Annotated in this window: 19 protein-coding genes; 9 read left to right on the forward strand and 10 right to left on the reverse strand. The window is 65.4% G+C overall.

All coding sequences use genetic code 11. The annotated features are described in order from the left end of the window. Nucleotides 1-16: 16 nt before the first annotated feature. The 6 genes from ACODSU_RS03110 to ACODSU_RS03135 form a co-directional block, all read right to left on the reverse strand. Nucleotides 17-1573, reverse strand: coding sequence for an ABC transporter ATP-binding protein (locus tag ACODSU_RS03110; protein WP_488840017.1), 1557 nt, complete (start codon nucleotides 1571-1573; stop codon nucleotides 17-19). Then, entirely contained in the window at nucleotides 1574-2485 is a 912-nt protein-coding gene (locus ACODSU_RS03115; RefSeq protein WP_488840538.1) for a 5'-methylthioadenosine/S-adenosylhomocysteine nucleosidase, read from the reverse strand. A 175-nt stretch (nucleotides 2486-2660) separates the two neighbouring features. Continuing rightward, nucleotides 2661-3671 (reverse strand): BMP family protein, encoded by a 1011-nt coding sequence (locus ACODSU_RS03120; RefSeq protein ID WP_488840019.1) that lies wholly within the window; start codon nucleotides 3669-3671, stop codon nucleotides 2661-2663. 299 nt (nucleotides 3672-3970) lie between these two features. Next, on the reverse strand, nucleotides 3971-4600 hold the full coding sequence (upp, locus tag ACODSU_RS03125; protein ID WP_056062295.1) for a uracil phosphoribosyltransferase: 630 nt from the start codon (nucleotides 4598-4600) through the stop codon (nucleotides 3971-3973). An 83-nt stretch (nucleotides 4601-4683) separates the two neighbouring features. Further along, on the reverse strand, nucleotides 4684-5658 hold the full coding sequence (locus tag ACODSU_RS03130; RefSeq protein ID WP_488840021.1) for a threo-3-hydroxy-L-aspartate ammonia-lyase: 975 nt from the start codon (nucleotides 5656-5658) through the stop codon (nucleotides 4684-4686). 201 nt (nucleotides 5659-5859) lie between these two features. Continuing rightward, nucleotides 5860-6834 carry a LysR family transcriptional regulator gene (locus ACODSU_RS03135; RefSeq protein ID WP_060986985.1) on the reverse strand — a complete coding sequence of 325 codons (975 nt, stop codon included), beginning with the start codon at nucleotides 6832-6834 and terminating at the stop codon, nucleotides 5860-5862. A gap of 258 nt (nucleotides 6835-7092) precedes the next feature. Between ACODSU_RS03135 and ACODSU_RS03140 the strand changes: the two genes are divergently transcribed. Together ACODSU_RS03140 and ACODSU_RS03145 are read left to right on the forward strand one after the other, a co-directional pair. Next, nucleotides 7093-8094: a tripartite tricarboxylate transporter substrate binding protein BugE gene (locus ACODSU_RS03140; RefSeq protein ID WP_488840540.1), complete on the forward strand. Its 1002-nt coding sequence runs from the start codon at nucleotides 7093-7095 to the stop codon at nucleotides 8092-8094. Between the two features lie 11 nt (nucleotides 8095-8105). Beyond that, complete coding sequence (locus ACODSU_RS03145) at nucleotides 8106-9554, forward strand: M20 family metallopeptidase (protein WP_488840023.1); 1449 nt, start codon at nucleotides 8106-8108, stop codon at nucleotides 9552-9554. Nucleotides 9555-9607: 53 nt separating this feature from the next. On the opposite strand, the gene ACODSU_RS03150 is transcribed toward ACODSU_RS03145, so the two are convergent. From ACODSU_RS03150 to ACODSU_RS03160, 3 genes are all read right to left on the reverse strand, one after another. Next, a complete protein-coding gene (locus tag ACODSU_RS03150) occupies nucleotides 9608-10450 on the reverse strand; it encodes an enoyl-CoA hydratase-related protein (protein ID WP_488840025.1) in 843 nt (280 codons plus the stop codon). A gap of 179 nt (nucleotides 10451-10629) precedes the next feature. Further along, entirely contained in the window at nucleotides 10630-11442 is an 813-nt protein-coding gene (locus ACODSU_RS03155) for a glycine-rich domain-containing protein (protein ID WP_146871024.1), read from the reverse strand. A gap of 184 nt (nucleotides 11443-11626) precedes the next feature. Further along, nucleotides 11627-13165: a helicase HerA-like domain-containing protein gene (locus ACODSU_RS03160; protein WP_488840028.1), complete on the reverse strand. Its 1539-nt coding sequence runs from the start codon at nucleotides 13163-13165 to the stop codon at nucleotides 11627-11629. Between the two features lie 241 nt (nucleotides 13166-13406). Here ACODSU_RS03160 and ACODSU_RS03165 point away from each other — a divergent pair, with 241 nt between their 5' ends. The 7 genes from ACODSU_RS03165 to rng all read left to right on the forward strand — a co-directional run bounded on the left by ACODSU_RS03165 (nucleotide 13407) and on the right by rng (nucleotide 20312). Further along, nucleotides 13407-14126, forward strand: a complete 720-nt coding sequence (locus ACODSU_RS03165) for a YebC/PmpR family DNA-binding transcriptional regulator (protein ID WP_015014275.1) — start codon at nucleotides 13407-13409, stop codon at nucleotides 14124-14126. Between the two features lie 114 nt (nucleotides 14127-14240). Further along, nucleotides 14241-15521 (forward strand): phosphoribosylamine--glycine ligase, encoded by a 1281-nt coding sequence (purD, locus tag ACODSU_RS03170; RefSeq protein WP_015014274.1) that lies wholly within the window; start codon nucleotides 14241-14243, stop codon nucleotides 15519-15521. After that, complete coding sequence (gene hemF / locus ACODSU_RS03175) at nucleotides 15521-16492, forward strand: oxygen-dependent coproporphyrinogen oxidase (RefSeq protein WP_488840030.1); 972 nt, start codon at nucleotides 15521-15523, stop codon at nucleotides 16490-16492. Before purD ends, hemF begins: the two co-directional genes overlap by 1 nt. Before the next feature lie 193 nt (nucleotides 16493-16685). Then, nucleotides 16686-17534, forward strand: coding sequence for a ribosome silencing factor (gene rsfS / locus ACODSU_RS03180; RefSeq protein ID WP_488840032.1), 849 nt, complete (start codon nucleotides 16686-16688; stop codon nucleotides 17532-17534). Between the two features lie 80 nt (nucleotides 17535-17614). Continuing rightward, nucleotides 17615-18082, forward strand: a complete 468-nt coding sequence (rlmH, locus tag ACODSU_RS03185; protein WP_007858784.1) for a 23S rRNA (pseudouridine(1915)-N(3))-methyltransferase RlmH — start codon at nucleotides 17615-17617, stop codon at nucleotides 18080-18082. Between the two features lie 100 nt (nucleotides 18083-18182). Continuing rightward, nucleotides 18183-18797, forward strand: coding sequence for a Maf family protein (locus ACODSU_RS03190; RefSeq protein WP_488840034.1), 615 nt, complete (start codon nucleotides 18183-18185; stop codon nucleotides 18795-18797). 24 nt (nucleotides 18798-18821) lie between these two features. After that, nucleotides 18822-20312, forward strand: coding sequence for a ribonuclease G (gene rng, locus ACODSU_RS03195; protein ID WP_291444662.1), 1491 nt, complete (start codon nucleotides 18822-18824; stop codon nucleotides 20310-20312). Between the two features lie 25 nt (nucleotides 20313-20337). Here rng and ACODSU_RS03200 read toward each other — a convergent pair whose 3' ends face one another. Then, nucleotides 20338-20946 carry a glutathione S-transferase family protein gene (locus ACODSU_RS03200; protein WP_488840036.1) on the reverse strand — a complete coding sequence of 203 codons (609 nt, stop codon included), beginning with the start codon at nucleotides 20944-20946 and terminating at the stop codon, nucleotides 20338-20340. Between the last annotated feature and the right edge of the window lie 32 nt (nucleotides 20947-20978).

The raw sequence follows: 20978 nt of genomic DNA on the forward strand, positions 1-20978 counted from the left end.
TTTTCTTTTTTGTCGCTCAGTGAGTTGCACCGGCCATGGCAAGGCCGATGGCTTCGCGCGTCCAGTCTTCTGCAGGCCGGACCTCGCTCAGGTCCCCGTCATGCATCACCGCCACGCGGTCGCCCAGTGCCAGCACTTCGTCCAAGTCGTCAGAAATCAGCAGTACGGCGGCTCCCGCATCCCGTGCATTGATGAGCTGCTGCTGCACAAACATCACCGCGCCAATGTCCAGCCCCCAGGTGGGCTGGTGCGCGACGATGAGCTGGGGCGCTGTGGCCGAGTTACCCGCTGCGTCCTGTGGCGGCATCAGCGCCCGGCCCAGGATGAGCTTCTGCATGTTGCCGCCCGACAGCGACCGGGCGGGGGTGTCCGGCCCGCCGCCACGCACGTCAAAGGTCTCGGCCACACGCTGTGCGTGCTGGCGCGCGGCGCGGCGTTTGACCCAAAAGGCCCGGAACCACGGGTGTGCAAACCAGGGGCCGCGCAGGCGCTCTGACACCGCGTTCTCCCACACCGACAGGTCACCCACCACGCCCACGGCGTGGCGGTCTTCGGGGATGCGGGCCACGCCCTGGCTGACCAGCCATGCGGGCCTGGCTTGCAGCGCCGCGCCGCGTAGCGTGACCTGGCCGGTGGTGGCGTTGCGCACGCCGCACAGCACATCGGCCAGCGCCACCTGGCCGTTGCCGCTCACGCCCGCAATCGCCACGATCTCGCCTGCGCGCAGGGTGAGGGATACATCGTTCAGCCGGTCGCGCCCGGTGGCGGCGGTGCTCACGTTGGCCAGGGTGCAGATGGGCGCGCCCACGTTCTGGGCGGGGCGGCGCTTGGCGGCCTCGATGGCGTGGCCCACCATCCACTGCGCCAACTGCCCCTGCGTGGTGCCTTGTGCAGGCGCCTCGGCCACCAGTTGGCCCTGGCGCAGCACGGCCACGCGGTGCGATACGCGCAGCACCTCGCCCAGCTTGTGGCTGATGAAGATGATGGACAGGCCCTGCGCCACCATCTGCGCCAGGGTGTCGAACAGCGCCTCGCTCTCCTGCGGGGTGAGCACGGCGGTGGGCTCGTCCAGGATGAGGATGCGGGCGCCCCGGTACAAGGCCTTGAGAATCTCGACCCGCTGGCGCTCGCCCACGGACAGGCTGCCCACCTTGGCATCGGGGCTGACAGGCAGCCCAAACTGCTGCGACACGGCCAGCAGCTTGGCGCGCGCCTCGCTGCGGCGTGAGAAGGGCTGCCACAGCGGCTCGGTGCCCAGCAGCACGTTATCGAGCACCGTGAGGTTGTCGGCCAGCGTGAAATGCTGGTGCACCATGCCAATGCCCGCCGCCAGCGCCGCGCGCGGCTGGCCGGGCGGCAGGGGCTGGCCGAAGACTTCGATGCTGCCTTCGTCTGCCACGTAGTGCCCGAACAGAATCGACATCAGCGTGGACTTGCCCGCGCCGTTTTCGCCCAGCAGGGCCAGCACCTCGCCGCGCGCCAGCGTCAGGCTGATGGCGTCGTTGGCGACGAGCTTGCCGAAGCGCTTGGTGATGCCCGACAGGCGCAGGACGGGCGCCGTGGTGTCTGTCATTTATTTCCAGTTGGCCAAAAACGCTCGCAGCACCTTGGCCGAATTGGCTGCGGCCAAGCCCATGAAGGTGCCCATTTCGTTCTCGCCCTCGCCGCCCCCGGCCAGATCGCTCAGCGATCGGAAAGCGATGTACGGCACGCCATTGCTGTGCGCCACCATGGCGGTCGCAGCGGTTTCCATGTCGAGCACGTTGGCCTCGAAGGTCTTGAAGGCGTATTCGCGGAAGGCCTTGTTGTCCACAAACGCCTGGCCCGACACGCCGTTGCCGCCCACCACCAGCTGCGGGCGCTGCTTGAGGCAGGTGGCAGCCAAGCAGTGTTCCAGGCCCACGTTCTGCAGGCTGCGGGCGGTGGCCAACATCTTGGGGTCAGCTTCAAACCAGAACTTTTTGGAGAGCTTGGGCTGGGCTGCCGAGCGCACTTCCACCGGGCGTGGGTGCATCATGCCGAAGGCGGGCATCGTCAGCTCGCTTTTCATCCAGGCGGGGGCGCTGTACTGGCCGGGCTGGTCTTCGCGCGCCATCAGCCATTCCATGTACTGGCCCCACTGCGCGGGCACGGTCACGTCGCCAATGTGCAAGCTGGGGTTCACGCCACCGGCAATGCCGCTGAAGACCACATGGCTCACGTTGAAACGGTCCAGCACCAGTTGCGTGTTCATGGCCGCGTTGGTCATGCTGATGCCGGAGAGGAAAACCACCACAGGCTTGCCTTCGAGCGTGCCGGTGGTGAACTCCACGCCATTGACGCTGTGCTTGGTGTGCTGCTGCACCTGGGGCAGCAGCACGGTCAGCTCGGGGGCGAAAGCAGAGATGACGGCGATGCGGGGCGTGTCGTCCAGCCGCACTGCCGTCTTGCCGGGCGCGGGGGCAGCGCAGCCTGAGACCATGGCGGCCAGTGCCAGAGCGCCCATAAGACGTGAACAGCGTGTCGCCAGCGAGGCTTTTGCGACGGGAAGTGAGGTCATGAGGGCCTTGTCAGCGGTTCATTGCGGGAGTGTCTAACAAACAGGCCACCGCGTGGTGAGGGTGGCCTGTTCACGCAATAGAGAGAGGGCAAGCGGGCAGGGCGCCCGCCGCACGCCGTGCTTACTTGGCCGTCGATTTGGGCTGGCTGTCATCCACCTTCACGGTGAACTTGCCAGCCAGGATGTCGGCCTCCTTGGCCTTGACCTTGGCGACGATGTCGACAGGCACCTTCTTCTCGAACGTGCCCAGGGGCGCGAGTTCGGAGCCCTTGTGTTTCATCATCGAAAATGGGCCGTAGTCCTCGGCGGTGAACTTGCCTTCCTTGACCAGCTTGAGTGCGCGGTCGATGCTGGGCTCCATGTGCCACAGGGCCGATGCGACCACGGTGTCGGGGTACTGCTCTTGCGTGTTGATCACGTTGCCGATGGCGAGCTTGCCTTTTTCCTTGGCGGCATCGCTCACCCCAAAGCGCTCGGCGTAGAGCACGTCGGCGCCCTTATCGATCATGGCGAAGGTGGCTTCCTTGGCCTTGGGGGGGTCGAACCAGCTGTTGATGAAGGTGATGGTGAACTCGACCTTGGGATTGGTCTCCTTGGCGCCCGCCATGAAGGCGTGCATCAGGCGGTTGACCTCGGGGATGGGGAAGCCGCCGACCATGCCGATCTTGTTGGTCTTGGTCATGCCGCCAGCCACCATGCCGCTGAGGTAGGCGGGCTCCTGGATGTAGTTGTCGAACACGCTGAAGTTGGGCGCCTGCGGCTTGCCGGAGGAGCCCAGCAGGAAGGATGTCTTGGGGAAGTCTTTGGCCACCTTGCGGGCGGCGGCTTCTACCGCAAAGGCTTCGCCCACGATGAGCTGGTTGCCGCCGGTGGCGTACTCGCGCATCACGCGCTCGTAGTCGGCGTTGCTCACGTTTTCGCTGGCCTTGTATTCGATCTCGCCGCGTGCTTCGGCGGCCTTGAGGGCCTTGTGGATGCGGCTGACCCATTGCTGTTCAAAAGGCACCGTGTAGATCGCCGCGACCTTGAGCTTGGACTGCGCGAAGGCCAGAGAGGGCGCCATCGCCATGGCGGCTGAGAGGGCCATGGAGGTGCAGAGCAGGCGTCCGGTGAAGATGCGGCGAGTGGTCATGGTGGGGTTCCTTCAGACAAGCAAACAAGGAGGTTGGGTGTGCTGCTACCAAGCAAGGAGCGCGCCAGTCGGTGGCGGTGTAACTGCAAACCAGCGGCAAGTCTGCCAGAGGAAAGCCACCAGTTGGTAAAAAAATGGTGCGTGCGTGCAGAGCTTCCGAAAATCCGCCTGCGGCACCCCACCAGGGTAGGGCCCGCAATGGGCTGTTACGTAACGCAGAGAGGCCCGGTGACGAAAAAAAGCCACCGCTGGGCTGCAAGCCCTGCGGTGGCTGGTGCACGGGCGCTGACGTTGTGCGCTTATTTGGTGCCAAAAATGCGGTCGCCTGCATCGCCCAGGCCCGGCAGGATGTAGCCGTGGTCGTTCAGCTCGCGGTCGATGGCGGCGGTGAAGATCGGCACGTCGGGGTGGGCCTTTTGCAGCGTGGCCACACCTTCGGGGGCGGCCAGCAGGCAGACGAACTTGATGGAGCGGGGGTTGAGCTTCTTGAGGCGGTCCACGCAGGCTGCGGCCGAGTTGCCGGTGGCGAGCATCGGGTCCACCACGATGATGTCGCGCTCGTCCATTTCGGACGGCATCTTGAAGTAGTACTCCACGGGCTGCAGCGTGGCCGGGTCGCGGTACAGGCCGATGTGGCCCACACGGGCGCCGGGCACCACGTTGAGCATGCCGTCCAGAAAGCCGTTGCCCGCCCGCAGGATGGAGACCAGCACCAGCTTCTTGCCGTCGATCATCTTGCCGGTCATGGTCTCCAGAGGGGTTTCGATCTGCACATCCTGCAGCGGCATGTCGCGGGTCACTTCGTACGCCATCAGCGTGGACAGCTCGCCCAGCAGGCGGCGAAAGCTGTTGGTGCTGGCGTCTTTCTTGCGCATCAGCGTGAGCTTGTGCTGGACGAGGGGGTGGGTGATGACGGTGACGTTGCTCATGGGGAACCTGAAAGGAGAAGGGCAGAGGCCTTTGCGCTGAAACACAGGTGCGCTCTGCCGCGCGGTGAGTAAAAAAGTGGGGGTTAGTCTGCCAGAAACCGTGCCAGCCGCGACAAATCGACGTTGCCGCCGCTGATGAGGATGCCGACGCGCGCTCCGTGGATGTCCACGTTGCCGTGCTGGGCCCCTGCGAAGGCCAGGGCGCCTGTGGGCTCGACCACGATTTTCATGCGCTCGGCAAAAAAGCGCAGGGATTCGACCAGTTGCTCGTCGGTGGCGGTGACCATGTCGTCGGCCAGACGCTGGATGATGGGATAGGTGAGCTGGCCCAGCGCCTGGGTTTGTGCGCCGTCGGCAATGGTGTGGGGCGTGGGGATCTGCACCACATGCCCGGCTTTGAACGACTGCTGGCCGTCGTTGCCCGCTGCGGGCTCCACCCCTACCACCCGGCATTGCGGTGCGAGCGCCTCGGCGGCGAGCAGGCTGCCGGCCAACAGGCCACCGCCGCCGACGCAGACGAACAAGTAGTCCAGGTCGGGCACTTCTTCAAAAAGCTCTTTGGCCGCGGTGCCCTGGCCGGCAATGACATGGGGGTGGTCGAACGGGGGCACCAGCGTCATGCCGCGCTCCAGCGCCAGGCGGCGGCTGATGGCCTCGCGGTCTTCGGTGTAGCGGTTGTAGGTGACGACCTGGGCACCGTAGTCGCGCGTGGCGGCCATCTTGGAGGCGGGGGCGTCCTCGGGCATGACGATGGCGGCGGGCATGTCCAGCAGCCGGGCCGACAGCGCAATGGCCTGGGCGTGGTTACCGGCCGAGAAGGCGAGCACGCCGCGTTCGCGCTGCTCGTCGGTGAACTGGGCCAGGGTGTTGAACGCGCCCCGAAACTTGAAGGCGCCGGTGCGCTGCAGGTTTTCGCACTTGAAGAACAGCTGGGCGCCCAGCCGCTCGTCGGCAGTGCTAGAGCGCAGCACGGGCGTGCGGTGCGCCATGCCCTTGAGCCGGTGCGCGGCAGCGGCCACATCGTCGTAGGTGGGTGGGGGAGCGGTGTGCTCGGTCATAGCGGTGTCCTCGCTGCGGGGCGCAGCCTGCCCCTGGTGGGTACATGATAGCCCGTCAAGTAGATTGTTGGCATAAGAATGGCCGCTACCGCTTGATGGTTGGGTGATATTTGCTATCAAATGCGTAGTGATGGCAGAGCTGCGCAGCCCTGCCAGCGACGGTAGGTAACGGCACGGCATGTGTGGGGCTTGGCCATCGCGCTACTTGTTGCGCCAGCTTTTGAGCATCCGGATCAGCATGGCGGGTATTTGCTCGCGCCGGTGCACCACGCCCAACGGGGGGAGGGGGCTGCTCAGCTGCACATCCAGCTGGCACAGCTGCGCGCCCGACGGCAGCACGGGCGCAATGCTCTGGGGGACCAGCGCCACGGCATCGGGCTGGTTCAGCAGGCTGGCGAACACGGGGAGCGAGACGGTCGACACCGGGAACTGCAGCGCATCGGGCAGGGCCGCCAGCACTTCACGCTCGAAGATCTCGCGTACGGCGATGGTGGCGGTGGGCAGCACCCAGCGTGAATCCTTGAGCGCCGAGAGCGCGATGCCCCGGCGCTTGGCCAGGGGATGGCGGGTGCTGGCCATGATCACCGGCTCATCGGGCTGCAGCGGCTTGAAAACGTACGACGCTGGCAGCAGCACCGGCTCGCGGCAGAACACCGCGTCGAGCCCGCCGTTGAGCAAGAGCGGCAGCAGCCGTTGGCTTGAGTCCTCCTGGACGTCGATGTGCACCCGGGGCTGGGTTTTGTAGAACTCTGCGAGCAAGGGCGACAGGATGGCCTGCGTGGCCGCGGGTGTGGCGCCCAGGCGCAGTGCAGCGGCAGCGCCGCGCCGGATGGCGGCCAGCGACTCTGCCGCTTCCTCCAGCGCGGCGAGCACTCCGCGGGCTGTGTCTACCAGCGTCTGGCCCGCCAGCGTGGGCCGGATGCCCCGCGCATGGCGCTCGAAGAGGCGCACGCCCAGGATGCGCTCCATCTCTGCCAGCGCCTGCGTGGCGGCGGACTGGCTCATGTGCAGTGAAGCGGCGGCCTGCAGGACGGAGCCGCACTGCTGCAGCGCCACCAGCAGCTGCAACTGGCGCAGGCGCGCGTGGCGGGCCAGGCGGGCATAGAGCACCTGCCCTTGCGGGGGCGCGGGGTCGTCCAGGTTGTCGGAATCGGTGGGTGGGGTTGAGAGGGCCATGGGGCTCCTGTCCAGACTGGCAAATAAGGAGAAGCGATAGAGATCCGGCAGCAGCGTGACTCGCCACTGCGATGGTTGCTATCCCGTCGGAGCTATCGACAAGGCTTATACCTTTCGAAGAATACCGCGACCTGCAGAGAGTCTGAAATTCCTATAGTCGATGTCAGTAGCAGGCATGCCCGGTGGCCCTGCGCACCGTGCCCTTCCCGCTGATCCAGACCCATCCATCCATTCACGAAAGCGCTACCCATGTCCACAATGACTTCGTTTCTGGCACGGCGGACCGTTGTGTCCACACTGTGCGCCGCAGCTGCCTCCGCCCTGCTGGTGGCAGCCCCGGCAGCGCAGGCTGCAGACAACTACCCGAGCAAGCCTGTGAAGCTGATCGTGCCGTTTGCCCCCGGTGGCTCCACCGACATCGTGGCCCGCGTGGTGGCCGAGGGCATGCGCGCCAGCCTGGGGCAATCGGTGGTGGTGGACAACAAGGCGGGTGCTGGCGGCCTGCTGGGCACCGAGACCATCGCCCAGTCTGCGCCCGACGGCTACACCATCGGCATGGCCACGGTGAGCACGGCCACGGTCAACCCTTCCATCTTCACCCGGGCGGCCAAGCTGGAGGGCAAGCTGGTACCGGTGGTCAAGCTCGTGACCGTGCCCTCGGTCTACATGGTGCACCCTAGCATGGGCGTCAAGGACTTCCAGGGCTTCATGGCCAAGGTTAAAGCCAAGCCCGGCGACTACAGCGTGGGCGTGCCCGGCCTCGGAACGCTGGGCCACCTCATGATGGCGTCGTTCAACGAGACCTTGAAGACCGATATCCAGATCGTTCCCTACCGTGGCAACGGCCCCGCGCTCAACGATGCCCTGGCAGGCATGGTGCAGGTGATGGCAGACCAGCTGCCCTCGGCCATGCCGCACATCAAGGGCGGCAAGCTGGTGCCCATGGTGCTGGCCGCCGACCGCCGCGTGTCCGAGCTGCCGGATGTGCCCACCTTCAAGGAGCTGGGCCACGCCGATCTCAATGAGCTGGGGATGAGCTGGTTCGGGTTGGTTGTGCCTGCGGGTACGCCTGCGCCCATCATCAAGCGGCTGCAGGACGCGGCCGTCAGCGCCTTGCGTTCGCCCGATGTGCAAGGCCGCCTCAAGACCATGGGTGCGACAGCGGTGGAGATGGACCAGAGCAAATTTGCATCGCAGATCGCCGCTGACCTCCAGCGCAACAAGGCGCTGCTGGACAAGCTGGGCGTGAAGCCTGAATAAGGGGCGGTGCGATGACTGCTGCCGTGCAATCGATTCAGGATCTGCAGGATTTTTTTGACCGTGAGAGGCCCCGGATGGCGGGACTGGCCGACAGCGTGTGGTCCCTGGCCGAGCTGCGCTACGCCGAGCGCGGGTCTGCCCAGCTGCACATCGACGGGCTGGCCGCAGCGGGCTTTCGCATCACGCGCGACGTGGCCGGTATCCCCACCGCCTTCATGGCGGAGTGGGGCGACGAAGGCCCGGTGCTGGCCTTTCTGGGCGAGTACGACGCGCTCTCGGGCCTCAACCAGCAAAGCGGCGCGCTGGTGTGCCAGCCGTCCGTGGACAGCCCCGGCCTGGCCGGGCACGGCTGCGGCCACCATCTGCTGGGCACCGCGGCGCACTTTGCCGCCATTGCGTTGCAAGAGCACCTGCGCCGCTCGGGCCAGCAGGCGCGCGTGCGGTTCTACGGCTGCCCGGCCGAAGAAGGTGGCTCGGGCAAGACCTTCATGGCACGCGCAGGGGTCTTCGATGATGTGGACACGGCGCTGACGTGGCACCCGGGCAGTTTTACCGGGGTGCTGAGCCAGGCCACGCTGGCCAATGTGCAGGCGCGTTTCGTCTTTCACGGGCGCGCCTCGCACGCGGCCCACTCGCCGCACCTAGGCCGCAGTGCCCTGGATGCTGTGGAGTTGATGAATGTCGGTGTGAACTACCTGCGCGAGCACATGCCTGCGGATGCGCGTGTCCACTATGCGGTCACCGACTCGGGCGGGTTCTCACCCAACGTGGTGCAGGCGCGCGCCGAGGTGCTGTACCTGATCCGAGCACGCAACAACCGCGATGCCGCCGAGCTGTATGAGCGTGTGCAGAACGTGGCGCGTGGTGCTGCCTTGATGACGGATTGCCGTGTCGAAATCGTGTTCGACAAGGCCTGCTCCAACCTGCTGCAAAACCGCACGCTGAACCAGGTGATGTACGCGCAGATGCAGGCACTGGGGCAGCTGAAGGTCGATGCCGCGCAGCACAAGCTGGCGGGGGATTTTCAGGCCACGCTGGACGCTGCCGATGTCGAGCAGGTCAGCCGCCCGCTGGCCAGTGTGCTGCGGGGCAAGATGCCGGCGATCTTCGAAGGCATCGCGCCCTACGACCCTGCCGTCGAGGAAACCCTGTTCGGCTCAACCGACGTGGCGGACGTGAGCTGGATCACCCCCACCGTGCAGGCCTGGGTGGCCTGCTACGCCTTCGGCACGCCGTTGCATTCATGGCAGATGGTGTCGCAAGGGCAGTCCGAGCTGGCACACGCGGGCATGGTGCACGCAGCGCAAATCCTGGCCGCCACGGCGATTGTGTTGCTGGAGCAGCCGGAGCTGATCGAGCAGGCCAAGGCCGAATTGCTGGAGCGCCGAGGTGGCCAGCCTTATGTCTGCCCCATCCCGGCAGATGCTCCGTTGCCGAGCCAGCCGCGCGCTGCGGGTTGATGGGACCAACGTGATTCGCCTGCGGCGGCGCCTGCCAGTGCTTGTTCAGCGCATTAACCCAGTTCGCTGAACCGCTGCAGCGGTGTGAGCGCCGGGAACTCGCCCGCGCGTTTCTGCTTCATGGCCGTGACCGATTCGCGCACATGCTGGTTGCTCCAGATGGCGCCCTGCAGCCAGCCCATCTGGCGCAGGCTGTCTTCCACGCTGTGGTCGCGCGCGTAGTTCACGGCCTGCTTGGTGCCCCAGATGGCCACCGGGGGTTTGGACGCGATCTCTTTCGCGCATTGCAGTGCAGCGGCCACCATGGCCTCTTGCGTGTCGAACACCTCGTTGACCAGGCCGTAGTCCAGCGCCTTGGCCGCGCTCAGGCGGCGGCCGGTGTAGGCCAGCTCTTTGACCACACCCAGCGGGATGAGCTTGGGCAGGCGCTGCAGCGTGCCCACGTCGGCCACCATGCCGATGTTGATCTCCTGGATGCAGAAGAACGCATCCTGAGTGGCGTAGCGGATGCAGCCCGCCGTGACCATGTCCACTGCGCCGCCGATGCAGCCGCCGTGGATGGCCATGATGACTGGGATGCGCAGGTTGTCGATGCGGGTGAAGGTGGCCTGCATGTCGGTCAGCAGGTCGAAGATGGCGGCCCGACCCTCGGGGCTCTGGTCGTCCATGGTGATGGCGCCGCCAAAGGTCTCCAGTGCCATGCCCGCGCTGAAATGTTTGCCGGTGCTGCTGATGACCAGCGCCCGCGCCTCGCCCGCCTGGTGCAGCTGGGCCAGCACCGTGTCCAGCTCGCGCCAGAAGGTGGGGTGCATGGTGTTCATGGCCTCGGGTCTGTTCAGAACCAGATGGGCCACGTGGTCAGTGATGCTGAGGGAAAAGCAGGTGAGGGTGTTCATGGGGTGCCACTGTAGACCGGTAGGCACAGGCGCAGTCGTCGCCTGGGTGACTGGGCGTGATTTCAGGTAATTTTGGCTGTAAGCGCCAGTGCATCAAGCCTCGTTAGCTATCAAAAAGAGAGTGATTGGGGCTGGCTTTGTGCCGCCAGCGGGGGCGGTTGGGTGGGTGGACCAGGCGCTCAGTCCCCGCCGCCACCACAACCGCCGCCGTCGCCCCCGCCATCCCCGCCGCCATCACTGCCTGCATCCGAACTCTCGGCCCCACCAAAGTCGCCCGAGCTGCCGCTGTAGCTGCCGTCCGAAAAACTGGTGCCGCAGTAGCTGTCGCCGCCGCTGCCCCCGGCGTCGCTCTTGCGCGCGATGTCGGAGCAATCGGGCACGTAGCTGAAGCCCCCGGCAATCGCGAACTTGGCGTCCAGCGCAAACAGCAGGGGCAGGCGGCTGGGCGCCTTGGGGTCAATGGACTCTTCCTTGCACACCCAGTACCAGCAGCGGCGCAGGCCGTCGTTGTGGCGCGCCTTGTGGCCCAGCGCCTCGGCGGGGGTGTGGTGCAAGAAGAAACCCAGCGCGTTCTGGCACCACAGTTTGTACGCCTGGGTGTGCAGGATGAATTCGTGCCACAGCGCATCGACTGCCTTGGAGGGCATGGCCACAAACTGCTGGTTGCTGCGCAGGCAGGCCATGAAGAACTGGCGCAGGCCGCGTTCGACCAGCTCACAGTCGCGGGTGCTCAGATGGGGGTAGGTCTCGCGCAGCTTGCGCTGCAGAAAGCGGGGCAGGGGAGCCTCGCGGATGTAGCGCTGGCGCACCGCGTTGGTCCACTGGATCACCAGCGCCGTGAAGATCACGGTGGCAATGAAGTACAGGACCCAGGGCCAGCGCAGGCGCCAGGCCCCGGCAAAGATGCCGAGGATGGCTGCCACCCACACCCCAATCGCCAGCAGCATGACCTTGCCGCCCCAGCGCAGCAGAACGTTTTCGATCCGTGTCATCGTCCCTCCTTCTTTTTGTTGTTGTGTATGGCGATTTCACGGCAGCCATGTGACTGATTTGTGACGACTTGCAGGGTGTCGTCAAACCGTCACAGGCGCCATGTGATGCGCTTTTGCAAGAGAGGCAAGCCGCAGGGGGCGGAAGAGGCGCCGGTCGATGACGCCGGGTGCCATACCAACGGAGTTAACGGCGCTTGCTGCCCCCGCCAAAGATACCGCCCAGCACACCCCGCAAAATCTCCTTGCCAATTGTGGTGCCCATGGTGCGCACGGCGGACTTGGCCATGGTCTGCGCCAGGCCGTCGCGTTTGCCGCCGCGCGGGCCGGTGCTGCCAAACAGCACATCGTTCAGCCCACCCAGCAGGCCGCCGCCTTCTTCGGCGGGCGTGCCGGCGGCCACCTTGCCGTCGCCACCGCCCGCTGCATTGCCTGCCTGCGCGCCGGCTTCAGCTGCGCGGCCCTTGAGCTTTTCGTAGGCCGACTCGCGGTCCACCATTTTTTCGTACACACCCGCCACCAGCGAGCTGGCCATCAGCGCCTGACGCTGCTGCGGGGTGATGGGGCCCAGCTGGCTGCCGGGTGGCAGCACAAACACACGCTCGGTCACGCTGGGGCGGCCCTTGGCGTCCAGAAAGCTCACCAGCGCCTCGCCCACGGCCAGCTCGGTGATGGCAGTCTCGATGTCCAGCCCCGGCTTTTGCCGCATGGTGGTGGCCGTCGCCTTCACGGCCTTCTGGTCGCGCGGGGTGAAGGCGCGCAGCGCGTGCTGCACGCGGTTGCCCAGTTGGGCCAGCACGCTGTCGGGGATGTCGAGCGGGTTCTGGGTGACGAAGTACACGCCCACGCCCTTGGAGCGCACCAGTCGCACCACCAGCTCGATGCGCTCGATGAGCACCTTGGGCGCTTCGTTGAACAGCAGGTGGGCCTCGTCGAAGAAGAACACCAGCTTGGGCTGCTCGGGGTCCCCGATTTCGGGCAGTTGCTCGAACAGCTCGGACAGCATCCACAAGAGGAAGGTGGCATACAGGCGCGGCGAGTTCATGAGCTTGTCCGCCGCCAGGATGTTGACCACCCCGTGGCCGTCCACGGTCTGCATGAAGTCCTGGATGTTGAGCATGGGCTCGCCGAAGAACTTGTCGCCGCCTTGCTGCTCGATCTGCAGCAGGCCGCGTTGGATGGCGCCCACGCTGGCGGCGCTGACATTGCCGTACTCGGTGGTGAACTCCTTGCTGTTGTCACCCACGTACTGCAGCATGGCGCGCAGGTCTTTCAGGTCCAGCAGCAGCAGGCCGTTGTCGTCGGCTATCTTGAACACCAGATTGAGCACGCCCAGCTGCGTCTCGTTCAGGTTGAGCATGCGGCCCAGCAGCAGCGGGCCCATGTCGGACACCGTGGCGCGCACCGGGTGGCCCTGCTCGCCGAACACATCCCACAGCGTGGTGGGGCAGGCGAGGGGTTCTGGCAGATCCAGGCTGCGCTCCTTGAGCACGGCGGCCAGCTTGTCGCCAATCTTGCCGGGCTGGCTAGCGCCCGTGAGGTCGCCCTTCACGTCGGCCATGAACACCGGCACGCCAATGCGCGAGAAGTTTTCGGCCAGGGTTTGCAGGGTCACGGTCTTGCCGGTGCCGGTGGCGCCGGTGATAAGCCCGTGCCGGTTGGCCAGGCCGGGCAACAGGTGGCATTCGATGGTGTCGTGCTTGGCAATCAGGAGGGGTTCAGCCATTTCGGGTTTCCTCGGGGTGAGGGAACCTCTGCACGCGTCGCGCGCCGTGTGCATCTGCGGTCTCGGGCGGTCTGCTGCGTTACAAATGCTCGCAATAGCTGCGGCTATTGCTGCGCTTTGTGCCTGGCAGCCCATCCCGACCCGCAGCGCACACTTTCCGCGCGACGCGTGCAGAGGTTCCCTGTGTTCAGCAAAAAGTAAAATCCACCGACTAGATTAAATCAATACAAAAGGACTTCTCGTGGCAGGACACAGCAAATGGGCGAATATCCAGCACCGCAAAGGGCGCCAGGATGAAAAACGCGGCAAGATCTGGACCCGCATCATTCGTGAAATCACTGTAGCCGCCCGTGCCGGTGGCGGTGACCTGTCTGCCAACCCCCGCCTGCGCCTGGCGGTGGACAAGGCCAAGGCGGCCAACATGCCCGCCGACCGCATCAAGTACAACATCGACAAGGCCACGGGCAATGCCGAAGGCCTGACCTACGAAGAAATCCGCTACGAAGGCTACGGAATTGGCGGCGCGGCCATCATGATCGACACCATGACCGACAACCGCGTGCGCACCGTGGCCGAAGTGCGCCACGCGTTCAGCAAGCATGGTGGCAACATGGGCACCGAAGGCTCGGTGGTGTTCCAGTTCAAGCACTGTGGTCAGCTGATTTTTGCCCCCGGCACCAGTGAAGACAAGGTGATGGAAGTGGCGCTGGAGGCCGGCGCCGAAGACGTGGTGACCGACGAAGACGGCGCGGTGGAGGTGCTGACTGCCCCGGCCGACTTTGAAGCCGTGAAAAACGCGCTGGAGGCCGCTGGCCTGACGGCCGAAGTGGCGGGCGTGACCATGCGGCCTGAAAACACGATCGAACTGACCGGCGAAGATGCCGCCAAGATGCAAAAGCTGCTGGACGTACTGGAAGACCTGGACGACACCCAGGAGGTCTACCACAACGCGGCGCTGTGACTTGGCACCCGTTGATCACCGCTTTTTTCTTGCCCTGACCTGTTTTCCGACTGATATTCCCCCGAACCCCACCCAGCAGCGCAGCGCTCTGGGCCGGGTTCACCAAAGGTTCCTATGAAAGTACTTGTGATTGGTGGCGGCGGCCGTGAACACGCGATGGCGTGGAAACTGAGCCAGTCCCCCAAGGTGACCAAGGTGTATGTGGCACCCGGCAACGGTGGCACGGCCCTGAACCCGAAGCTCGAAAACGTGGCGATCTCCGACGTGCGCGAACTGCGCACCTGGGCCCAGGCCGAGAAGATCGCGCTGACGGTGGTGGGCCCCGAGGCGCCGCTGGCGGCCGGTGTGGTCGATGAGTTCCGCGCCCACGGTCTGCGCATCTTCGGCCCCACCAAGGCTGCGGCCCAGCTGGAAAGCTCCAAGGCGTTCAGCAAGGCCTTCATGCGCCGCCATGGCATCCCCACGGCCGACTACGACACCTTCACCGACCCTGCTGCGGCCCACGCTTTTGTGGACCGCCTGGGCGCGCCCATCGTCATCAAGGCCGACGGCCTGGCGGCGGGCAAGGGCGTGGTGGTGGCGATGACGCTGCAAGAGGCCCACGATGCCGTGGACTTCATGCTGGTGGACAACAAATATGGCGTGACGCACAACGAAGGCGGCGCGCGGGTCGTGATCGAGGAATTCCTCGAAGGCGAAGAAGCCAGTTTCATCGTGCTGTGCGACGGCAAGAACGTGCTGGCCCTGGCCACCAGCCAGGACCACAAGCGCCTGAAGGACGGCGACGAAGGCCCCAACACCGGCGGCATGGGTGCCTACTCGCCCGCGCCCGTGGTCACGGCGGACGTGCACGCCCGCGCCATGCGCGAGATCATCCTGCCTACGATCCGTGGCATGGAAAAGGACGGCATTCCCTACACCGGCTTCCTGTACGCAGGGCTGATGATCGATGCCAAGGGCCAGCCCAAGACGCTCGAATTCAACTGCCGCATGGGCGACCCCGAAACACAGCCCATCCTGATGCGCCTGAAGAGCGACTTCAGCGACGTGATGGCCGCTGCCGCCGACGGCAAGCTCGACCAGATGGAACTGCAATGGGACCGCCGCACCGCGCTGGGCGTGGTCATGGCAGCCCATGGCTACCCGGAAAATCCGCGCAAGGGTGACCCCATCACCGGCCTGCCGGCTGAGGCGGACGATGCCGTGGTGTTCCATGCGGGTACGCAGCTGAAAGACGGCGTGGTCAGCGTGACGGGTGGCCGGGTGCTGTGCGTGACGGTGCTGGCCGACAGCGTTAAGCAGGCGCAGCAACGTGCGTACGACGTGGCACGTGGCATCCAGTTTGATGGCGCGCAGTACCGCCGCGACATCGGCTTCCGTGCCCTGAAAAGCTGATGGCAGACGCGCAAAGCCTTAACGCCGCCGACACGGTGGCCCGCGTGCGCGCTTACTTGGTGGGCCTGCAGGCGCGCATCACCGATGCGCTGGAATCCGTGGAAGGCGAGGGCGGCGCACGCTTTCTGGCCGATGCCTGGAGCAAGCCGCCCGGCGAGCCGCTGCAGGGCGACGGCATCACCAAGATCATGGAAGGCGGCCGCGTGTTCGAGCGTGCCGGTTGTGGCTTCAGCCATGTCCGCGGCCCCCAACTGCCGCCTTCGGCCACGCAGCATCGGCCCGAGCTGGCGGGTGCACCGTTCGAGGCCATGGGCGTTTCGCTGGTGTTCCACCCGCGCAACCCGTATGTGCCCACGGTGCACATGAACGTGCGCATGATCGCTGCCGGTCACCCCGGCCAGGCGCCCACCTGCTGGTTTGGCGGCGGCATGGACCTCACACCGTACTACGGGTTCGAGGAAGACGCGGTGCACTTTCACCGCACCTGCCGCGATGCGCTGGCGCCGTTTGGCGACGACAAGTACCCCAGGTTCAAGCAGTGGTGCGACGAATACTTTTACCTGAAGCACCGGAGCGAGCAGCGCGGCGTGGGTGGCGTGTTCTATGACGACTTCTCGGAGCTGGGCTTTGAGCAGAGCCTGGCCATGACGCAGTCGGTAGGCGACGCATTCCTGAGCGCCTACCTGCCCATCGTCGAGAAGCGCCAGGGCATACCCTACGGCGAGCGCGAGCGCGACTTCCAGCTGTACCGCCGGGGCCGCTATGTCGAGTTCAACCTGGTCTGGGATCGGGGCACGCACTTTGGCTTGCAGTCGGGCGGGCGCACCGAGTCCATCCTGTTGTCCATGCCGCCGCTGGTATCGTGGTCTTACCAGCGTTCTGACGCGGCCGATTCGGCCGAAGCCGACCTCACGCAGCGCTTTTTGGTACGGCGCGACTGGCTTGCGGAGGGCGCTGTCCCTTCGTCCTGAAAGCCGTGAAAAGCGCAAAAGCTATAATTTCAATAGCTGCCCGCGCTTTTCACATGAGCGCAAGAGGCAAAAAACACCTCACACTGCTGCAGCGCCCCAGCACAACACCCGCGCAACACCCAAGGCTCAGCCCGCTGGCTGTGCGCTGCGTTGCACGCTATATTGATTCCATTCCCTCTCTAATCACCGCCTGATGACCACCTCCACCAAATCGGAAACCGCCGCCAAAAAAGACGTCACCAAACTCCAGCGCGCCATCGTTGATGGCCTGGAAGACGTCAAGGCGCAAGACATCCAGGTCTTCAACACCGAGCATCTCTCGCCGCTGTTTGAACGGGTGATCGTGGCATCGGGCACCTCCAACCGCCAGACCAAGGCACTGGCTGCCAGCGTGCGCGATGCGGTGAAGGAAGCCGGTTTCAGCAAGCCCCGCATCGAAGGCGAGGACAACGGCGAATGGATCATCGTGGACTGCGGCCCGGCCGTGGCGCACATCATGCAGCCCGCCATCCGCCAGTACTACCGTCTGGAAGAGCTGTGGGGCGACACCCCCGTGCGCCTGAAGCTGGGCGCCGCCAAGCCCCAGTCCAGCGCCGCTACCGAACTGGCCGAGAAGAAATCGGCCCAAAAGGCTGCCAAGGCCGCAGGCAAGGCGCCCGCCAAGAAGGCCGCGACCTCCACTGTGGCCGCCCGTTCAGGCAAGGCCACCGTCAAGGCGGTCGCCAAGACTGCTGCGAAGACTGCAGCCAAAACAGCACCGAAGCCTGCAGCAAAAACTGCGGCCAAGGCCGCACCGGCAAAGTCCGCTGCCAAGACCAGCGCCGCCAAGCCAGCCAGCAAGACCACGGGCGCAGTAGCCGCCAAGAAGCCCGCCACCAAGACCCCCGTCAAGACCGTGGTGGTCAAGCCCACTGGCGCCAAGAAGCCCGCTGCCAAGAAGTCGCCGGCAGCCAAGTCCCCTGCACGTGCAGCTGCCAAGCCAGCTTCCGCATCGGGCTCCAAGCCGGCGGCCAAGAAGGCGCCTGCTCGTAGCAAGGGCTGATCCCGCTCCGCTGCCGCGCGCTCACTGTGCTCACTATGGGCGTTCTGCAGCGGCCTCTCCCACACGCTCCAGGTTGATCCATGAAGCTGCTGATCGTGGCGGTAGGGCAGCGGGTGCCCGACTGGGCGCAGACTGCGTACGACGACTACGCAAAACGTTTCCCGCCCGAACTCAAGGTCGAACTCAAGGCCGTCAAGACCGAGCCGCGTGGCTCCAAGACGCTGGAGACGCTCTATGCGGCCGAGCGTGAGCGCATCGAGGCCGCTATCCCGCGTGGCACGCGTGTGGTGGCACTGGACGAGCGCGGCACCAACCTCACCACCAAGGCCCTGGCCGAACGGCTCAAGGGCTGGCAGCTGGGCGGTGACGATGTGGCGCTGGTCATCGGCGGCCCCGATGGGCTGGACCCCGCCTTTCGGCAGGCGGCGCACGAGCGGATTCGCCTGTCGGACCTGACCCTGCCGCACGCCATGGTGCGCGTGCTGCTGATCGAGCAGCTGTACCGCGCCTGGTCGGTGAATGCCGGGCATCCATACCATCGTGAATGAAACAGGCCCTTTGTGATGCTGGTCTGTGTTACTCCTGTTTTCATAGCTGCTAGCGCTTGATGAATAAGCGCTAGAGCCGATTTTTATTCAAAATCCGTTCATGCCCGACTTCATCTACCTCGCCTCCCAAAGCCCACGTCGTCGCCAGTTGCTTGAACAGCTGGGCGTGCGGCACGAGTTGCTGCTGCCCAATGTGGAGGGTGACGAGGCGGAGGACGCCGAAGCCATCGAGGTGGTACTGCCCGGCGAGGCGCCCACGGCCTATGTGGAGCGCGTGACCGCTCTCAAGCTCGACGCGGCCGTAGCCCGGCGTGCACGGCGCCAGTTGCCCGATGCGCCCATCCTGTGCTCCGACACCACTGTGGCGCTGGGCCGTACCATCTACGGCAAGCCGGACGATGCCGCCCATGCGGCGCGGATGCTGGCCGAGCTGGCGGGGCATGAGCACCGCGTGCTCACGGCCGTGGCGCTGCAGGTGGGCACCAAGCGGCTGACGGCCCTGTCGGTGTCGCGCGTCACCTTCGCTGCGATGACCCCGGCGCAGATTGATGCGTATGTGGCCACGGGCGAGCCGCTGGGCAAGGCGGGCGCCTACGGCATCCAGGGCCGGGCGGCGGCGTATGTGGAACACCTGGCGGGCAGCTATTCGGGCATCATGGGGCTGCCGATGTACGAGACCGCACAACTGCTCCGTGCCGCAGGCTTCCCGCTATAAGCAAGAACAACAGGTTCCAGAGCCATGCAACAAGACATCCTGATCAACTGGTCGCCCCAGGAAACCCGTGTGGCCATCGTCGAGCACGGCGCCGTGCAGGAGCTGCATGTGGAGCGCACGCTGGAACGCGGCCTGGTGGGCAACGTGTACCTCGGCAAGGTCTCCCGCGTGCTGCCAGGCATGCAGTCCGCTTTCATCGACATTGGCCTGGAGCGTGCGGCCTTCTTGCATGTGGCCGATGTGTGGCAGCGCCAGCCCGATGGCGAGCCGCCCGCATTCGCCCGCAAGAACGAGCCGCAGGTGCCCATCGAAAAGCAGGTGTTCGAAGGCCAGGCGCTCATGGTGCAGGTGATCAAGGACCCGATCGGTACCAAGGGCGCGCGGCTATCTACGCAGATCAGCATCGCCGGCCGGCTGCTGGTGTTTTTGCCGCAGGACGACCATGTGGGTGTGTCGCAGAAGATTCCGCCTGCGGAGCGTGATGCGCTGCGTGCACGGCTGCAGGCGCTGGTGGGGGATAAATCCACCGGCGGTGGCGGAGGCTTCATTCTGCGCACCAATGGCGAAGATTCCACCGACGCCGAGCTGGCCGAAGACATTGCCTACCTGCGCAAAACCTGGGCACGCATCAAGGAGGCATCGCTCAAGCAACCAGCCAAATCGCTGCTGCATCAGGACCTGGATCTGCTGCAGCGCGTGCTGCGCGACCTGGTGGGCGACCACACGCAGACCATCCGCATTGATTCGATGGAACAGTTCCAGCGCCTGCGCGCGTTCGGGCAGGAGTTCATGCCCGCCGCCGCCGGCAAGCTGCAGCACTACAAGGGCGAGCGGCCCATCTTTGACCTGTACTCCATCGACGAAGAAGTGGCCAAGGCCCTGGGCCGCCGGGTGGATTTGAAATCGGGCGGCTACCTCATCGTGGACCAGACCGAGGCGCTCACCACCATCGACGTGAACACCGGCGGCTACGTGGGTGCCCGCAATTTTGACGACACCATCTTCAAGACCAACCTGGAGGCCGCGCAGGCCATTGCGCGCCAACTGCGCCTGCGCAACCTAGGCGGCATCATCATCGTGGACTTCATCGACATGGTGCGCGACGACCACCAGCAGGCCGTGCTGTCGGAGTTCAAAAAGCAGCTGGCCCGCGACCGGGTCAAGACCATGTCGTCCGGCACCTTCTCGCAACTGGGCCTGGTAGAGATGACGCGCAAGCGCACCCGCGAATCCCTGGCCCACATGCTGTGCGAGCCCTGCGAGGTGTGCCAGGGCAAGGGCAGCGTGAAGACCGCGCGCAGCGTGTGCTACGACATCCTGCGGGAGATCCTGCGCGAAGCGCGCCAGTTCAACCCGCGCGAGTTCCGTGTGGTGGCGTCGGCCCGGGTGGTGGAGCTGTTCCTGGACGAGGAAAGTCAGCACCTGGCCGGTCTCTCGGACTTCATCAAGAAACCCATCTCGCTGCAGGCCGAAAGCGCGATGGGGCAGGAGCAGTACGACATCGTTCTGCTGTAACTGCACTCTTGATCGACTGAGGGCGTCAGGCCTCGATCTGCATCGATGGGCGCGCCTGCACCCGGGCCAGCCACGCCTGCACATGCGGGTGTGCATTGACGGGGGCACCCAGGTACACGCTGTAGCCCAGCACCGAGCCCACCACCAGATCCACCAACGAGTAGCTCGCCCCCAGCATCCAGGGTTGCTGCGCCAGCCGCGCGTCCAGCAGGGCCAGCAACTCGCTCAGCTGACGCAGAACGGCTTCTGCCTGGGCGCTGTTACGCCACACCGCTTCGCCCTGGGTGGCCACATGCAGGCGACCCACCAGCGCGCCATAGGTCACATACGACCACGTGCACCACGACAGCGCCTCCAACGCCTCGGGCGTGCCGCCAGCGGGCCACAGGCCGCGTTCCACCCCAAAACGGTGGCCCAACCACAGATGGATCGCCAGGGCCTCGAACATCGGCGCACCGTCCACCGTCAGCGTGGGCACCTTGCCGTTCGGGTTGAGGGCCAGGTAGTCGGGGCGGCGCTGCTCGCCGGTGCGGATGTCGATCTTGATGCGCTCATGCGGCACGCCCAGCTCGGTGAGTGCGCAGGCAATCGGGGTGGCGCTGGACATGGGGTGCCAGTAAAGGACGATGGACATGGAAAACTCCTCAGTTGTGGTGGAAGAAAAGG

Source organism: Acidovorax sp. FG48 (assembly GCF_057809085.1).

What these genes read in the sequence shown, in the direction of transcription:
- hemF (WP_488840030.1), top strand. Translation starts at nt 15,521, where the DNA reads ATGGCAGACGCGCAAAGCCTTAACGCCGCCGACACGGTGGCCCGCGTG.
- ACODSU_RS03135 (WP_060986985.1), bottom strand. Translation starts at nt 6,834, where the DNA reads ATGGCCCTCTCAACCCCACCCACCGATTCCGACAACCTGGACGACCCC.
- ACODSU_RS03110 (WP_488840017.1), bottom strand. Translation starts at nt 1,573, where the DNA reads ATGACAGACACCACGGCGCCCGTCCTGCGCCTGTCGGGCATCACCAAG.
- ACODSU_RS03155 (WP_146871024.1), bottom strand. Translation starts at nt 11,442, where the DNA reads ATGACACGGATCGAAAACGTTCTGCTGCGCTGGGGCGGCAAGGTCATG.
- rsfS (WP_488840032.1), top strand. Translation starts at nt 16,686, where the DNA reads ATGACCACCTCCACCAAATCGGAAACCGCCGCCAAAAAAGACGTCACC.
- ACODSU_RS03130 (WP_488840021.1), bottom strand. Translation starts at nt 5,658, where the DNA reads ATGACCGAGCACACCGCTCCCCCACCCACCTACGACGATGTGGCCGCT.
- ACODSU_RS03150 (WP_488840025.1), bottom strand. Translation starts at nt 10,450, where the DNA reads ATGAACACCCTCACCTGCTTTTCCCTCAGCATCACTGACCACGTGGCC.
- purD (WP_015014274.1), top strand. Translation starts at nt 14,241, where the DNA reads ATGAAAGTACTTGTGATTGGTGGCGGCGGCCGTGAACACGCGATGGCG.
- ACODSU_RS03145 (WP_488840023.1), top strand. Translation starts at nt 8,106, where the DNA reads ATGACTGCTGCCGTGCAATCGATTCAGGATCTGCAGGATTTTTTTGAC.
- rlmH (WP_007858784.1), top strand. Translation starts at nt 17,615, where the DNA reads ATGAAGCTGCTGATCGTGGCGGTAGGGCAGCGGGTGCCCGACTGGGCG.
- ACODSU_RS03120 (WP_488840019.1), bottom strand. Translation starts at nt 3,671, where the DNA reads ATGACCACTCGCCGCATCTTCACCGGACGCCTGCTCTGCACCTCCATG.
- ACODSU_RS03140 (WP_488840540.1), top strand. Translation starts at nt 7,093, where the DNA reads ATGACTTCGTTTCTGGCACGGCGGACCGTTGTGTCCACACTGTGCGCC.
- rng (WP_291444662.1), top strand. Translation starts at nt 18,822, where the DNA reads ATGCAACAAGACATCCTGATCAACTGGTCGCCCCAGGAAACCCGTGTG.
- ACODSU_RS03115 (WP_488840538.1), bottom strand. Translation starts at nt 2,485, where the DNA reads ATGGGCGCTCTGGCACTGGCCGCCATGGTCTCAGGCTGCGCTGCCCCC.
- ACODSU_RS03190 (WP_488840034.1), top strand. Translation starts at nt 18,183, where the DNA reads ATGCCCGACTTCATCTACCTCGCCTCCCAAAGCCCACGTCGTCGCCAG.
- ACODSU_RS03200 (WP_488840036.1), bottom strand. Translation starts at nt 20,946, where the DNA reads ATGTCCATCGTCCTTTACTGGCACCCCATGTCCAGCGCCACCCCGATT.
- upp (WP_056062295.1), bottom strand. Translation starts at nt 4,600, where the DNA reads ATGAGCAACGTCACCGTCATCACCCACCCCCTCGTCCAGCACAAGCTC.
- ACODSU_RS03160 (WP_488840028.1), bottom strand. Translation starts at nt 13,165, where the DNA reads ATGGCTGAACCCCTCCTGATTGCCAAGCACGACACCATCGAATGCCAC.